The following is a 13928-nucleotide window of genomic DNA, read 5'->3' on the forward strand; positions in this document are numbered from 1 at the left end:
AACGCATGGAAGAATTGCTGTTTCTGAACGGCCTGTTGTTCAGCCGACTGGTCTTCATATTTAACGACAGTCACCTGCCCGGAAGGGCAATCACGCTTTTGGTTTCAGTTCAGGTAGTGCTCTGCCTCCTGCTCTTTACGGTAGGCTGGCCGGCGATGCTATTAGCGGTTGTGGTCTTGCTTGTTCACCTGGCAACGGAGTACTGGCCAAAAGAAAGCTGGCTGAATGAAAGCCGCATATTGAGTGTTGTGATCATTCTGGTCGCAACAACGCTCCTCAGAGAGCAGCTCACCCTGGCAACCTGGTTAAACGCGGTCCTCGCCGAACTGGTGAGTTTCTTTGGAAGCGCTGGTGCCAACATCGATGGCTTCCTTAGTCCGGCACTTTGGTTTCTCCTGGGTTTTCTGCTGGTGGCAAACGAGGCCAATTTACTGATCCGCAGCCTGTTTCACCGCTTTAACTTGGAGCCACGTCTTCACGCTGATAATGATGGGACTAAATCACCTGATCAACTCGACGAACAGGAATACAACGCCGGGCGAGTCATCGGTATCCTCGAGCGTTGGTTAATGTACAGCGTTTTGTTGGTCAGCCAGAACTTCAACGTAATTGGCTTAATTATAGCGGCTAAAGCGTTCGCAAGATTTCGTCAGATGGAAGAGCGCACCTTTGCCGAGTACGTCCTGATCGGAACCCTCTCTTCAATGCTCCTGACTGTACTGGTTGCCCAAATCATAGGTGGATTGAGTGGCAGCTGGTTCACCTGACACGACGTGCACTCAGTAACTCCGTAACAACCCTTTCAGCATCCCTTGCAGAACAAAGTAAGCCTCGTCAGAAAAATTCGTGGGCCGTTTCCGGGACAGGTAATGCTCCAAGCGCATGATATAAAGCGATTTCTGCCGCATGATAAGTCCTGAAGCCATATGCTTTTCTGGTGGTCAGTTTCGCTTTGTTATTGAAACCTTCGACAATGCCGCTCGAAAACTGCTTTTTTGCCCGGAACCAGTTCAGCAGCAGGGGCCGATGGTTTCTCAGCATGCGGGCCACCTTCTTCATCGGCTCAATCTTGGAACGCATCGTTTTCGTACACCACTTATCCAGGAACTCACCGGCCCAATAGGGCGACTGATACGACCAGAAGAGCTGAAACTCTTCTTTGAGCAGATAGCTTCTGACCGACTTCAAATTGTACTGCAGCAGATCCGCCAGTTTGGTCTCCTGTTTCTCCGTCAGATTCTCCGGACGCTTGAGCAGCAGCCAGCGGGTCTTCGTCAGTACCGGATCGTAGCCCCTTTTCTTCAGCTCCTTCGCCTCCCCGGCCCGCACCTCGTCGATCGCTTTACTCAAGTGCGCCATGATGTGGAACCGGTCCAGGATGTGGAGTGCACCTCCCGCCTTCTTGGCGATCACCCTCAGGTAGGGCTTCCACATATCGCTGCAGATATAGCGCAATTCAGCGGTTCGTTCCTTGCCAAGCCACCGGAAGAATCCCAGCAAAGTTTTGACCTTCCGTTTCTTGCCGATCCACAGCAACCGTTTACAGCCCACGTCGATCTGGTAAACCAGCGTCAGGTACTTGTGGCCCCTCTGCCATTGGATCTCATCGATACCAATAGCTTCAATGCCCGACAGGTCTCTATGTTCCCGGCCCCAGGTGACAGCCATCTCGACCGAGCAGAACACATGGTCCCAACTGGTGCGAAAGGCTTCAGCAACTTCCTTCCAGCTCAGGCGTTTGGCCCAGCTCGCCAGAAACCAGGCATAGGCCTCGGTCAGGCGATGTTTGCCTTCGGCCCAAGGCATCCGCTCCACCACGATGCCACAGCTAGGACAGTCGACGCGGCGTGGTGCATAGAGAAAAAACACCTTAATACCCCACACCGGAATAAACTCAAATCTTCGAACCGGCAGTGTGTCGTAACCCGGCCTTCGCCGGCCGCACTTCGAGCACTCCGGCCGCCCATTACCGCGAGGGTGGAGTTCGGCCTCGATTGTCGGCACCTCCGTGCCATCTACCCAACGGATGGCGCCGTACACAAAAGATTTGAATTTCTGGACGCGATTAAGGATAGTCTTGACTTGCATCCTCGCTCCTTTTTTCTGATTGACGGTTGGTCGTACTTCCATCATCTCAGAGTTAGGGAGCAGGATGCGCTTCCCCTAATAAAATCTAAATTTGCATCCCTGGAGTGCTAGTTATCTACGTTTTTACCCACAAATTTTCCTGAAGAGCCCCAATAGCTTCAATGCCCGACAGGTCTCTATGTTCCCGGCCCCAGGTGATAGCCATCTCGACCGAGCAGAACACATGGTCCCAACTGGTGCGAAAGGCTTCGGGTGCAGATCTTATAGAACGAGTTGATCGGCCAATAGAAACAAGTAGTTGCATATTTCATGGAGAAAATACAGGGTGTAACCAACGGGGAGACAAGCAGTTTGAGGCCAACTCCCCCCCCATTGGAGACACCCTGTGCAAAAAGCATATACGAAAGTCGAGCCGACCACATTCGATGAATTCACCGCAACGAGGGATCAGCTAGAGCGAGTGATCAGCCGTTTGCGGTCGCCTGAAGCGTCCAATCAGCGCCATGACGAACTGGAAAGCATGATCCACCAGGAAGGGCAGGAGCTGTGCCGGCTGCTGTATCAGGCGGGGCTTGATGTGCGCTCGAATGAAGAGGTGAAGCGGGAAGCCGTGACGGGCCATGACAACGTCGTGCGCACCTATTACCGGGAAGGCTGCGAGCGCCAGATAGAGAGTATGTTTGGCGAAGTCATCTATCGCAGAAAGGGTTACAGCCACCCCCAGGGTGAGTGTCTTTTTCCGCTGGATGAAGCCCTCAATATGCCGAAGAGGAAGTACACCTACGGTCTGAGGGCATGTATCAGTCTGGCCGTGTGTCAGAACGCATTCGATGCCTCGCTTGAAGGACTGTCCACTTTGATAGAGGGCAAGATACCGAAGCGTCAGGCACAAGAGCTGGTGTCGGAGGTGAGCACGGATTTCGAGGCATTCTACGCCCAGCGCGCCATCACGCCGGTACAGTTGCCGGGCACCGTGCTGGTGATGAGCCAGGATGGCAAGGGGATCGCGCTACGTCATGAGGATCTGCGCGAGGCCACACGCAAAGCGGCACAGCAGGAGCACCATACGCTGTGTACGCGTCTGAGCACGGGGGAGAAACGCAACCGCAAGCGCATGGCGACGGTAGCCACGGTCTATGATGTGGCGCCCCACGTTCGCTCAGCGGTGGACGTGATAGGGAGACAGGGGGAGGACGGTAAGCCTTCACGCAAGGACGCGCCGAAGGCGCAGAACAAGCGAGTATGGGCCTCGATCGAAGCAGACATGGAGCGGGTCACGGAGCAAATTGTGGAGGAATCCCTGCGCCGGGATCCGAAACGCGAGCGGCCTTGGGTGATGCTGGTTGACGGGCACAAGGACCAAATCAAGGTAATCAAGCGGGTGTTCAAGCGACACGCCATTAAGGTCCCGCTGATCCTGGACTTCATCCATGTCCTGGAATACCTGTGGCGCGCGACCTGGTGCTTCTTTGACAGCAAAGATAAGGAGCAGGCGCAGGCGGCCGAGCACTGGGTGTTGGAGAAGGCGCAAGCCATCCTTGAAGGACGTTCCGGCCCAGTGGCGGCCGGGATAAGGATCAAGGCCAAGCGCTGCGCGCTGTCAGCGAAGAAGCAAGAGGTCATCGCGACAGTGGCGAATTACTTGACCAACCATACTGCGATGTTGCGTTACGACCAGTTCATGCAACAGGGTTACCCGATAGCAACCGGCGTGATCGAAGGCGCGTGCCGCCATCTGATTGCTGATCGGTTCGAAATAACGGGGGCGCGTTGGTCGCTAAAAACCGCGGAGGGCATCCTTCGGCTTCGTGCGATCCGCGCCAGTGGCGACTGGGATAGGTATCAGGCATTCCACAAGAAGCAGGAGTGGAAAAGAAACCACCTTCAGCGCTTCCACGGGCCGGAAACACAAGCCATGGTTTGGGCGGAATGAGTCGTTCTAAAAGAGCCGCACCCAAAGGCTTCAGCAACTTCCTTCCAGCTCAGGCGCTTGGCCCAGCTCGCCAGAAACCAGGCATAGGCCTCGGTCAGGCGATGTTTGCCTTCGGCCCAAGGCATCCGCTCCACCACGATGCCACAGCTTGGACAGTCGACGCGGCGTGGCGCATAGAGAAAAAACACCTTGATACCCCACACCGGAATAAACTCAAATCTTCGAACCGGCAGTGTGTCGTAACCCGGCCTGCGCCGGCCGCACCTCGAGCACTCCGGCCGCCCATTACCGCGAGGGTGGAGTTCGGCCTCGATTGTCGGCACCTCCGTGCCATCTACCCAGCGGATGGCGCCGTACACAAAAGATTTGAATTTCTGGACTCGATTAAGGATAGTCTTGACTTGCATCCTCGCTCCTTTTTTCTGATTGACGGTTGGTCGTACTTCCATCATCTCAGAGTTAGGGAGCAGGATGCGCTTCCCCTAATAAAATCTAAATTTGCATCCCTGGAGTGCTAGTTATCTACGTTTTTACCCACAAATTTTCCTGAAGAGCCGAATATCATTGCACCGTGCACAGCGAGCTCGGCGAGACACCGCTCGATCGCTTACTCGCCGGCCCCAACGTCGCGCGCGAGTGCCCCGGCAGCGACGACTTGCGCGCCGCCTTCCGCCTCGAGGTCAAGCGCAAGCAACGCCGCTCTGACGGCACCGTCAGTCTCGACGGCCAGCGCTTCGAGCTGCCGTCGCGCTATCGTCATCTGAGCGAGGTGCATCTGCGCTATGCCCGCTGGGACTTGAGCCGCGTCGACCTGGTCGATGCGCGCACGGGCACCATCCTCTGCCCGGTGCGCCCGCTCGATAAAGCGGCCAACGCCGACGCCCTGCGCCGGCGCATCGAGCCGACCCACCCAGCGCCGAGCGCCGCGACCAACACCGGCATCGCACCGCTGATGAAAAAAATGATCGCCGACTACGCCGCCACCGGCCTGCCGCCGGCCTATTTACCCACCAACGAGAAGGATTGACCCCGCATGAACCAGAAACTCCTGGCGCTCTATGGCCTCAAATGGAACCCCTTTACCCCCGACGTGCCGACCGAAGCGCTCTATGTGCCGCCCCAGATCGAGAACTTCTGCTGGCGTATCGAGCAGGCGCACCTGCGCGAGGGCGGCTTCGCGCTTGTCCATGGTGATCCCGGCTCCGGCAAAAGCGTCGTCATGCGACTGCTTGCCGAGCGCCTCTCACGCCTGGCGGACTTGTCGGTCGGCGTCATCCACCATCCGCAAAGCAACTTGAGCGACTTCTACCGCGAACTCGGGGACATCTTCGGGATCGCCATGCGCATGAGCAATCGCTGGGGCGGCTTCAAGGCGCTGCGCGCCCGCTGGCTCGACCATCTCGGCTCCGCCAATCGACGCCCCGTCATCCTCATCGACGAAGCCCAGGAAATGACCCCCATGGTCTTGAGTGAGCTGCGCCTGCTGGCCAGCGCACGCTTCGATTCACAATCGCTCCTGTGCGTGGTGCTCTCAGGCGATGCTCGCCTGCTCGACAACCTCCGCCGCGAGGAACTCATCCCCTTGGGCTCGGGCATTCGCACACGCCTCGCCACCGGCGTCGCAACCCGTGAAGAACTCCTCGCCTGCCTCGAACACCTGCTCGCCGCCGCCGGCAACGCCGGCCTCATGACCCAGGAACTGCGCCACACGCTCGCCGATCACGCCGCCGGCAACTACCGCATCTTCATCAGTATGGCCGCCGAACTTCTCATGGCCGCCGCGCAGCGCGACATCACCGTGCTCGACGAAAAACTCTATCTGCAGGTCTTCGCTGCGCCCGCAACGCAACCGCCTCGACGCACCGCCGCTGGAGCCCGCTGACATGCACGACGATGCCGATCGCTTCGCCTTCCCCGAACTGCCCGACGCAGCCGTCGTTGCACTCAATGAGTTCCTCGAAGACTTCTATACCGCCTTCCAAAACCACTACTTCCCACAAATACACCGCTGGTACCACGACCAGCGCTCCCACGACAATCAACTGACCTTGCCTCTCGACCCCTCGTTCTGATCTATGCACCTGACCGCGGTGGCAACGCCACTGTCACCGCTGTCGATAGAACCATCACCAATCGTGAAAATCAGTCCATCAAATCGGGTGACCGCTCTCATCAAGTTACTCTCCTCTCCTGCTGGGAGAGGGCCGATCAGCTTACTCTCCCTCTCCCTGTGGCCGAGGGCTGACCATTTTACTCTCCCTCTCCCCCGGGGAGAGGGCCGGGGTGAGGGGATGCGAAGCCCGGCCGGTAGCTCCGTGCCTGGGCCATAACCCCTCATCCTGTCCTTCTCCCGGGGGAGAAGGGACCTTGCTGGAGGCGATGAAAAGGGAGTCCCGGCGTGCTATCGGAGGCCTCCTTCTATTACTCTCCCTGCCCCTCCGGGACCCGTCCGCAGGCGTCCGCGGCGCTTGACCCGCCCGCCAGTGCGCTTGATCCTTCGTCCGCGGCTGTCATCCCCCTGGGGAAAGCACCATTTTTGATGCGGCGGAGGGGCTGTTCAGGCCGTACCGCGGGAGGACGCCGCCGATAAGGCCTGCTGGCGTTAAGGGCCTTGGCTTGCCGACAGGCGTCTGGTGGCCTTGAGAATCGGTTTTTCCACCAGTAGGTATGAGCCGGCGGAGACCACGATGGTCAGCCCCAAGGCGATGGCGGCGTAGAGCGCCATGTTTTCAGCTGGCGGAACGCCGTAGCGCTCCATCACCCTGCCGGTCAGATTGAGGGCCGGATAATGATAAATATAAATGCCATAGGAGATCAGCCCCAGGGTGCGGATAGGCAGGCTTTCCAGGATCAGGCGCGCCATAGGGGCACGTGGCGTCCACAGCACCAGTAACGCGAGTCCGATGGGGACCAGCGGCAGTGCATAGCGGCCGTGGGGCAGGGACGCCAGGTCGCCTGCGGCGGTGCCAAGCATCACGGTTACCAGTCCGGCCATCACCAAAAAGGAGATATCGAACCGTCGGCCATGGGGCGATGTCGTATCGGCCGTCGGCGAGTGCGATGTTATCCAATAATGGCCGGCCAATGCCCCTAACAGGAAGTGGGGCAGATGGGCGAGCAGTGAGCGGCTGAGTACGTAGCCTTCCGGGCGCAGGATGTGCTCCGGGAACGGCCAGGGCTGGAGCGCGGGCACTATCGTCGCCATCAGGGCCAGGTGAAGGAGGTAGCCACCTATGGCCAGCGCGCCCACTATCCAGGGGGCACCCCGCCTACCGCCCAGGCGTGCGACGGCGAACAGCAGTGGAAAGAGAATGTAGAACTGGAAGATGATGCCCAAGGCCCAAAAGGGTGGGTTTATGGAGTAGAAGGAGAACTCGGCGAAATTGAACAGGAAGAGGAAGTGCAACACCGTATCCGCCACGCCGCGTGGTTCGTCCCAATGGCTGTTGTGGACGATTAGAATCGTCAGACAGACGAAATAGGCGGGTGCCAGGCGTACGAGTCGGCGGGCCCAGAAACCGGCAAGCCGAGGCGGCGGGCTGCCGGTGTGAAGATTGCGCCACAGAGGAAGGCTGAGCAGAAATCCACTCAAGGAAAACAGTAGAGCGACGCCCCAACCACTTAGCAACCACCGTTCCACATCGAAGGGCCCGAGGGTGCCGCCGAGCCCCGTCTTCTGCTGGAAGTGCTCCGCGAAGACGGCGAGGCACGCCAGGGCACGCAGGCCATCGAGACCCGGGATATAGCCCTGGGGCCGGGCGTCAGGCGTATGGGTGGGGGCGTATAATCGGGGCGACGACACGAGCAGGGTTCACCGGAGCGACAGACTGTAAGTATGAGAGGGGAACAACTGCCAGGCAATCGCGATGGCGCCGTGGCGTACTCATCGGCGTTGGCGCGGCTGGCCACCGTGCTCTATCTGGCGAAGGTGGTTGTCGATGTGTTCTGGGTGGCCTGGGCCGCCCAGGGAAGTGGCGCGGCGCGCAGGGCGAAGGGCAGGATGCTCGGAGTACAGGGCCGGGGTGAGGGATGCGAAGCCAGGCTGGAAGCTCTGTCCCGGCCCGGTATCCCCTCATCCTGTCCTTCTCTTTGGAAGAGAAGGGACCTTATCCGAGAGGGTGGTGGGGCCCGCAGGCCAAAACGGACTGAGGATGATTGACAGCAGACCGATGGCGGTTAAATAGGCGATTCCATATCGCAACCACAGGTCCATTCCGTGGACGAGGGCGTCCCGATTCGCGCTCAGGAGAAACTGCAGAGCGCTAAATCGCTGGCCGTACTTGATAATGTCGTTTTCGGTGCCGAGCCACAGGCCACCGTAGGCAAGAGGAGCGGTGGCGAGGATGATGGGCAGGATGAACCATGGCCGGCGGTTGGCACCGGACAGGAGCGCGGCCAGCAGGCCCGCGGCGAGCCCCGCCATGACGATGGACGACGCAATGAAGAACGCCCCCAGGGCCCGGTTCGATTGCTCGATGAGCTCGACCAGGTTGACCGTGGCTGCATAGGGAACAACCAGCAGATAGGCCAGCACCAGGTAAACGAGCGGCCCGCCCGCCCAGCGCCGCAAGGCGCTGGCGACGGTTTCGGCCCTCTGTGCAAGTCCAGCAGCGAGCAGTGTTCCCAGAAGCAGCAGCAGGAAGATCGAGGAAAAGAGTGCGATGAACCGGATCAGGCGCTCCACTTCCGGCACTTGACCCCATACGGGGTATCCCACCACGTCGTGGATGGCCTCGAGGGGGACCACCATGCGGAGGAGGGCGTAGGCCAATGCGGCGTGACCAATGACGAGCCCGACCAATGCGGCGCCGCGGCCCGCACCACCGCTTCCGATCCATGGGGTAACCAACGCCAGGGGTGAGAACAGCAGATATAGGCCGGCCACCAGGAGCAGGCTCGAGAGGGTCGGGCCCAAGGCAAAGAGCTCGCGCACGTTGTAGGGCACGCCTTCATGGACCGCAGCGAACCGCAGCACCAGGAAGGCGCCGCAGGCCCCAGCCACCAGCCAGAGCAGTTGTCGCTGGCTCATGAGCCTCGCGCCCCGCCGCGCGACCGTGCCACGGCCCACAGGGTCACAGCATAGCCCGCCATTCCGCCGATCAACTCCAGGGCCCAGTCGGTGGAATCCGCGTTCTTGCCGGGCAGAGCTACCTGTCCCAGTTCGGCCACCATGGCCACACCCGCCAGGACGGCGACGGCCACCAGATGGAAGGTCCACCGGAGGGCGCGGTCACGCAGGGGTGTGACCATCAGAGCCAGCCCGGCCCCCAGGGGCGCGAAGAAGGCGAGGCGCTGGATGAGGGAGGTCACGGCACGGAACTCCGTTCCATAGTAGTAGGCCCGGAAGGGCACCTGGTAGAGCAGCTGGATGCGTTCGCGCAGGAAACTGCGTTCGAGGACGAAGTCGTAGGGGTACCAGAACACCGCCAGCATAACCAGGGTGCCCAGGGAGAACACCGCCATGCCCAGCCACACCAGGCCCCCGCGCCCCTCGTGGTTCCGTGCCCGTGTCTGCGGACGTCCCTTGGCCGGCACCAACCATACGCCGATGCCTGCCCCCACCATGGCGGTAAGGATGTCGCTGATGTCTGTCACCCGGCTATAGACCAGCAGCTGCAGGCCTTCCAGGATCAAGGCGGCCAGCACCGCCCAGCGCCAGGCGCCAAGGCGGCTGCGGCGCCCTGAGACCGCCCACAGCAACGACACCGGGATCCACAGGGCAATATCGGTGGCCACTTCGTACAACCATTCCGCCGTGCCCCCGGGGTATCCGGAGAAGGGCACGAGGACTACCTTGCCCTCCTGCCACTTGTGATACACCTCGACGGGGCTGATGGTGAGATCCAGCGGCAGCAGGCTGTAGCCGAACAGCACGACGAGATAGGCCACCAGCAGGCGCTCGGCTACACTGGCAGGGCCCCGGGCGGTACGCCAGGCCGCCAGCCAGCGCGACACCGCGGCACCGTTCCACCACCACAGGCCGATGCCCACCAGACCGCCCAGGCTCTCGGCCAGGATGTCGTTCTGGGACACGGTGCGCTGGGGAAAGAATATCTGGGTGAACTCGATGGCGAAGGCCAAGCCCACCAGCACCGGCCACAACAGGGCCGAGATGATGATCCGCGCGGCCGTGCTCTGGCGAGGCCATAGGGCGGCCAGCGCCAGGTAAGCCAGGGGGATGAACAGCAGCAGGTTCGCCACCCAGTCGGCCCGGGAGCCGATGCCGAGGTTGAGGAAGGGGATATGGCGGAAGCGCTCGACGGCCTCCTCCCACGACACGGGCCGGTATTCGAGGGGCACCAGGCTGCCGTAGATCACGAACACCAGGTAGCCGAGGGCGGCGATGAGGAAGAGGCTCCGGCCGGTCCGGGGGCGGTCTGCCGGTTCTGGTGGTTTCATTTCAGAGTACTTTGGCAACGCCGGATGCCCGGCTCTAAGGCTCCCGCGCCTGCTCCGGGGGCGACGGCGGCCGTCAGCCCGTGGCGGCACGGGGAGTGGCCGGGATGCCCGCGATGCCAGCCTGGCCATGGGCCTCCAGCTACAGGTCGAGCATCATGATCACTCACATCAGCTCGCCGTAGTAGGCGGCGTGGCGGGTGCGGTGTTGTTCCAGGGCCCGGTCCAGGAACTCGGGGCGGAAGATGCCTGCGCCCTTCTGGCGCTCCAGGGAATGGGTGGCGAGGTCTCGCAGGGGGGTGTAGTCGGCCATCCATACCCCGAAGGGCAGGCCAAAACCGTGCTTGGACTTGCGCAACACCTGCTCCGGCAGGTAGCCCTCCATGGCATGGCGGTAGAACCACCGCAGCCGGTTGTCCTTGAGCTTGAGGCGGGTGGGGATGCGACAGGACAGTTCCACCATCCCGTCGGAGATCATGACAGGCGGGCAGCACTTCGGCCAGCAGCTGTACCGGGTGGGCCGTGGTGACCAGAACGCGGGCGCCGGAGTCCCTGAGGATGTGGGCCACTTGGTGGGGCTTGAGGAGCGGGTTCACCGGCACGAGGATCCCGCCGGCCGCCGCCGCACCGAAGAGGGCGGTTACAGTCTCGAAGCGCTTGGGCAGGTAGACCGCCACCCGCTCGGCGGGGCCGAGGTCCAGCGCGACGAGTCCGGCGGCGAAGGCCTCTACCTCGGCGGCAACGGCGGCGTAGTCCCGGCTACCGCCCTGCCAACCGAGACACGACACGTCGCCCTGTCGCTGGGCGCCATCGAAGAGCAGTTCGTGGAGGAGGTCGGCCATGGAATACTCGAATGGAGTTGCGCGCCGCGCCGACCTGAGGGTATCGCAGCCGGGGGCGGAGTTTCAGGCCTTCAATCAAGGTCGCTTGCCGGCCCGTCGCTCGTGTTCAACCGGAGCACCCGGCCCGGCGCATCCGCCCGCCTGTATTGCGGTATGGCCCGGCCTGAGAGCAGCCACGCGTCCAGCGCCAAGCGCCACATCATGCCCACCCGCTCCTCCGGCGCGAGGTCTCGGAGATCGGCGGTGGTATCCTGGTCTTCAAGGGTCGTGCGCTTGACTGGCCAATGTCGCCGGGTGGCGGCCCGGTTGCCAGTCTGCCTGTCTTCAGTTTCTTCGCTCATGGGCTCCAGGTTCTCCGTGGGCGGGTCGGTGACGAACCGCAGATTCTGGTGGGCGTCCGGGCTATGCTCTGCTCACCCCGGCTCTCTCCCAGAGAGACCTTTTTGGGCAGCGCATACGCACGGACCCGGCATGCGGTCCCCTGACACCACAAGATAGCAGGTCCCCTCTTCCTCGGGCAGAGGATCCATCAAGTTACCCTCCCTCTCCCTTGGGGAGCGGGCCGACCAGGTTACTCTCCCTCTCCCCCGGGGAGAGGGCCGGGGTGAGGGGAAAAGGAGCCCGGCCGGCAACTCCGCCCCTGGGCCGTACCCCCTCATCCTGTCCTTCTCCCCGAGGGAGAAGGGACCTTGCTGGAGGCGGTGGAGGGGGCGTCCAGGCCGTGCCATTGGTGACGCCGTTCTGGTTACGCCCCTCTCCCCCGGGGAGAGGGCCGGGGTGAGGGGATGCGGAGCCCGGCCGGGCCGGGCTCAGGGGTGTCCGTCGTGGGTCTCCAGCCACAGGTCCAGCATCATGATCACCCACACCAGTTCGCCGTAGTAGGCGGCGTGGCCGGTGCGGTGCATTTCGAGCAGGCGGTCGAGGAATTCCGGGCGGAAGATCCCCGCGCCCTTCTGGCGCTCCAGGGAGTGGGTGGCGAGGTCCCGCAGGGGGGCGTAGTCGGCCATCCATACCCCGAAGGGCAGGCCGAAACCGTGCTTGGACTTGCGCAACACCTGATCCGGCAGGTAGCCCTCCATGGCCTGGCGGTAAAACCACCGTAGCCGGTTGTCCTTGAGCTTGAGGCGGGTGGGGATGCGGCAGGACAGTTCCACCATGCCGTCGGAAATCATGGGGTAGCGGACTTCGACGCCGGCCAGCTCGGCGGTACGGTTGACCTTGCGCAGGTCGTTGTCGGCCAGGGTGAACTTCCAGTCGAAGTAGAGCATGCGGTTGACGCGGGAGGCCTCGGCCGGTTCCCGGTAGCGGTTGCGTTGCAGCTCCAGGGGCAGCTCCTGGTCCACGCCGGCAAGGAAGTCGGCGCTGAACATCTCGGCGGTGGCCATGCGGTGCAGGAAGTTATAGCGCTGGAGTCGATCCGGTAGGGGTACTTTGGCCTGGGTGATGTAGCTGTGGGCCTTGCGCAAGAGCGGCAGGGTCTTGAGGAACGGCAGGGCGGCGAAGGGGAGGTCCATGAGGCCGCGCAGGGGGGCAGGGGCGCGACCGTAGCGCTCGAACACTTCCTGGGTCACGTAGCGCTCGTTGCCGGCGAAGATCTCGTCGCCGCCGTCCCCCGCCAGCAGGACGTCGATGCCGTGGTCCCGGGCCATGCGGGCGCAGTAATAGGCGGGCAGGGCGGAGGAGTTGCCGAAGGGCTCGTCGTAGGCCCCGGCGATGCGCTGTACTCCGGCCACCACGTCCTCGGGGGTGACGTAGTATTCGTGGGGGCGGGCGCCGAAGTGGCTGGCGGTGGCGCGGGCGTAGGGGGTCTCGTCGTAGCCTTCGGCGTCGAAACCGATGGAGAAGGTGTCGGCGCCCGGCTGAGTCTCGGCCAGCTTGCCGGTGACGGTGGAACTGTCGAGCCCGCCGCTGAGGTAGGCGCCCACCGGCCTGCCGCCGGCGGCGTCGGCGGCGACGGAGCGGAACAGGGTGTCGTGGAGTTCGCGGCTGAGTTCCGCGATGTCGGCCGCCCCGTCCTCGGCGAAGGTGGGACACCAATAGGTGTCGAGGCGCGGGGCCCCCGAGCCGAAGTGCAGCCGCGCCGCCGGGGGGAGTTTCTGCAGGCCGCGGTAGATGGTGCCCGGCCCCGGGACCATGTGGAAATAGGCGTAGTGATAGATCCCCTGGGGGGACAGCCGCCCGTCGATGCCGGGGAAGCCCAGCAGCGGTGCCGCGCCGGTGCCAAAGACCAGGGCCCCGGCGTTCGTGACGCCGTAATACAGGGCCTGTACCCCGAGCCGGTCCACCGCGAGTTGGGCCTCGCCGCGCCCGGGGTCGATGACCGCCACGGCGAAGTGTCCACCCACGTGGTGGACCCAGCGTTCCGGGTCGTCGCCATAGGCCGCCGCCAGGGCGGCGGCGGGGGAGATATCGGACGCCAGCGCGGCGAGTCGACCGTCCCGCCACAGGGGGCGACCGGCCACCGCGGCGAGCAGGCCGTCCTGGCGGTGGACGGTGGCGCCGGCCATGGCCGCCGCGGGCCGCTCCGCGGCCCCATTTTCGGCCATCTGGACGGCGTTTTCCGGCAACCCCGCCCGTTCCGCCATCGCCTGGGCGGTGGCGCGCGTGGGGGCGCCGTCAGGGGGAGCCAGATAGCCCAGCAGCATCGTCATGGGGATCTTCCTTCAGGC

12 protein-coding genes and 2 pseudogenes are annotated in these 13928 nt (G+C 62.6%); 5 read left to right on the top strand and 9 right to left on the bottom strand.

Translation table 11 applies throughout. The features are described from left to right. Positions 1-5 precede the first annotated feature (5 nt). Positions 6-767, top strand: coding sequence for a hypothetical protein (locus tag U5S82_13125; protein MDZ7752578.1), 762 nt, complete (start codon positions 6-8; stop codon positions 765-767). Positions 768-834: 67 nt separating this feature from the next. On the opposite strand, the gene U5S82_13130 is transcribed toward U5S82_13125, so the two are convergent. After that, positions 835-2088 carry an ISL3 family transposase gene (locus U5S82_13130; GenBank protein ID MDZ7752579.1) on the bottom strand — a complete coding sequence of 418 codons (1254 nt, stop codon included), beginning with the start codon at positions 2086-2088 and terminating at the stop codon, positions 835-837. Positions 2089-2473: 385 nt separating this feature from the next. Between U5S82_13130 and U5S82_13135 the strand changes: the two genes are divergently transcribed. Beyond that, entirely contained in the window at positions 2474-4021 is a 1548-nt protein-coding gene (locus tag U5S82_13135) for an ISKra4 family transposase (protein MDZ7752580.1), read from the top strand. Here the strand turns inward: U5S82_13135 and U5S82_13140 are convergent. After that, positions 3973-4428: a hypothetical protein gene (locus U5S82_13140; protein ID MDZ7752581.1), complete on the bottom strand. Its 456-nt coding sequence runs from the start codon at positions 4426-4428 to the stop codon at positions 3973-3975. The genes U5S82_13135 and U5S82_13140 overlap by 49 nt on opposite strands. 149 nt (positions 4429-4577) lie before the next feature. Here U5S82_13140 and U5S82_13145 point away from each other — a divergent pair. From U5S82_13145 to U5S82_13155, 3 genes and pseudogenes are all read left to right on the top strand, one after another. Beyond that, a pseudogene (locus tag U5S82_13145) lies at positions 4578-5048 on the top strand (IS481 family transposase). A 6-nt stretch (positions 5049-5054) separates the two neighbouring features. Further along, positions 5055-5903, top strand: coding sequence for an ATP-binding protein (locus U5S82_13150; GenBank protein ID MDZ7752582.1), 849 nt, complete (start codon positions 5055-5057; stop codon positions 5901-5903). A gap of 1 nt (position 5904) precedes the next feature. Next, positions 5905-6093, top strand: coding sequence for a hypothetical protein (locus U5S82_13155; GenBank protein MDZ7752583.1), 189 nt, complete (start codon positions 5905-5907; stop codon positions 6091-6093). 530 nt (positions 6094-6623) lie between these two features. Here the strand turns inward: U5S82_13155 and U5S82_13160 are convergent. From U5S82_13160 to U5S82_13190, 7 genes and pseudogenes are all read right to left on the bottom strand, one after another. Continuing rightward, positions 6624-7823 carry an acyltransferase gene (locus tag U5S82_13160; GenBank protein ID MDZ7752584.1) on the bottom strand — a complete coding sequence of 400 codons (1200 nt, stop codon included), beginning with the start codon at positions 7821-7823 and terminating at the stop codon, positions 6624-6626. Between the two features lie 270 nt (positions 7824-8093). Then, positions 8094-9050, bottom strand: a complete 957-nt coding sequence (locus tag U5S82_13165) for a hypothetical protein (GenBank protein ID MDZ7752585.1) — start codon at positions 9048-9050, stop codon at positions 8094-8096. Continuing rightward, entirely contained in the window at positions 9047-10420 is a 1374-nt protein-coding gene (locus U5S82_13170) for a VanZ family protein (GenBank protein MDZ7752586.1), read from the bottom strand. Before U5S82_13170 ends, U5S82_13165 begins: the two co-directional genes overlap by 4 nt. A 163-nt stretch (positions 10421-10583) precedes the next feature. Then, complete coding sequence (locus U5S82_13175) at positions 10584-10895, bottom strand: asparagine synthase-related protein (protein MDZ7752587.1); 312 nt, start codon at positions 10893-10895, stop codon at positions 10584-10586. Positions 10896-10911: 16 nt separating this feature from the next. Then, a pseudogene (locus U5S82_13180) lies at positions 10912-11259 on the bottom strand (AMP-binding protein). A gap of 71 nt (positions 11260-11330) precedes the next feature. After that, positions 11331-11600 (bottom strand): hypothetical protein, encoded by a 270-nt coding sequence (locus tag U5S82_13185; GenBank protein MDZ7752588.1) that lies wholly within the window; start codon positions 11598-11600, stop codon positions 11331-11333. Positions 11601-12068: 468 nt separating this feature from the next. Beyond that, complete coding sequence (locus U5S82_13190; protein MDZ7752589.1) at positions 12069-13910, bottom strand: asparagine synthase C-terminal domain-containing protein; 1842 nt, start codon at positions 13908-13910, stop codon at positions 12069-12071. Between the last annotated feature and the right edge of the window lie 18 nt (positions 13911-13928).

The sequence above is a fragment of the Gammaproteobacteria bacterium genome, from assembly GCA_034522055.1.
Lineage (GTDB): Bacteria > Pseudomonadota > Gammaproteobacteria > JAABTG01 > JAABTG01 > JAABTG01.

What these genes read in the sequence shown, in the direction of transcription:
- U5S82_13125 (MDZ7752578.1), top strand. Translation starts at nt 6, where the DNA reads ATGGAAGAATTGCTGTTTCTGAACGGCCTGTTGTTCAGCCGACTGGTC.
- U5S82_13130 (MDZ7752579.1), bottom strand. Translation starts at nt 2,088, where the DNA reads ATGCAAGTCAAGACTATCCTTAATCGCGTCCAGAAATTCAAATCTTTT.
- U5S82_13140 (MDZ7752581.1), bottom strand. Translation starts at nt 4,428, where the DNA reads ATGCAAGTCAAGACTATCCTTAATCGAGTCCAGAAATTCAAATCTTTT.
- U5S82_13150 (MDZ7752582.1), top strand. Translation starts at nt 5,055, where the DNA reads ATGAACCAGAAACTCCTGGCGCTCTATGGCCTCAAATGGAACCCCTTT.
- U5S82_13155 (MDZ7752583.1), top strand. Translation starts at nt 5,905, where the DNA reads ATGCACGACGATGCCGATCGCTTCGCCTTCCCCGAACTGCCCGACGCA.
- U5S82_13165 (MDZ7752585.1), bottom strand. Translation starts at nt 9,050, where the DNA reads ATGAGCCAGCGACAACTGCTCTGGCTGGTGGCTGGGGCCTGCGGCGCC.
- U5S82_13170 (MDZ7752586.1), bottom strand. Translation starts at nt 10,420, where the DNA reads ATGAAACCACCAGAACCGGCAGACCGCCCCCGGACCGGCCGGAGCCTC.
- U5S82_13175 (MDZ7752587.1), bottom strand. Translation starts at nt 10,895, where the DNA reads ATGATCTCCGACGGGATGGTGGAACTGTCCTGTCGCATCCCCACCCGC.
- U5S82_13185 (MDZ7752588.1), bottom strand. Translation starts at nt 11,600, where the DNA reads ATGAGCGAAGAAACTGAAGACAGGCAGACTGGCAACCGGGCCGCCACC.
- U5S82_13190 (MDZ7752589.1), bottom strand. Translation starts at nt 13,910, where the DNA reads ATGACGATGCTGCTGGGCTATCTGGCTCCCCCTGACGGCGCCCCCACG.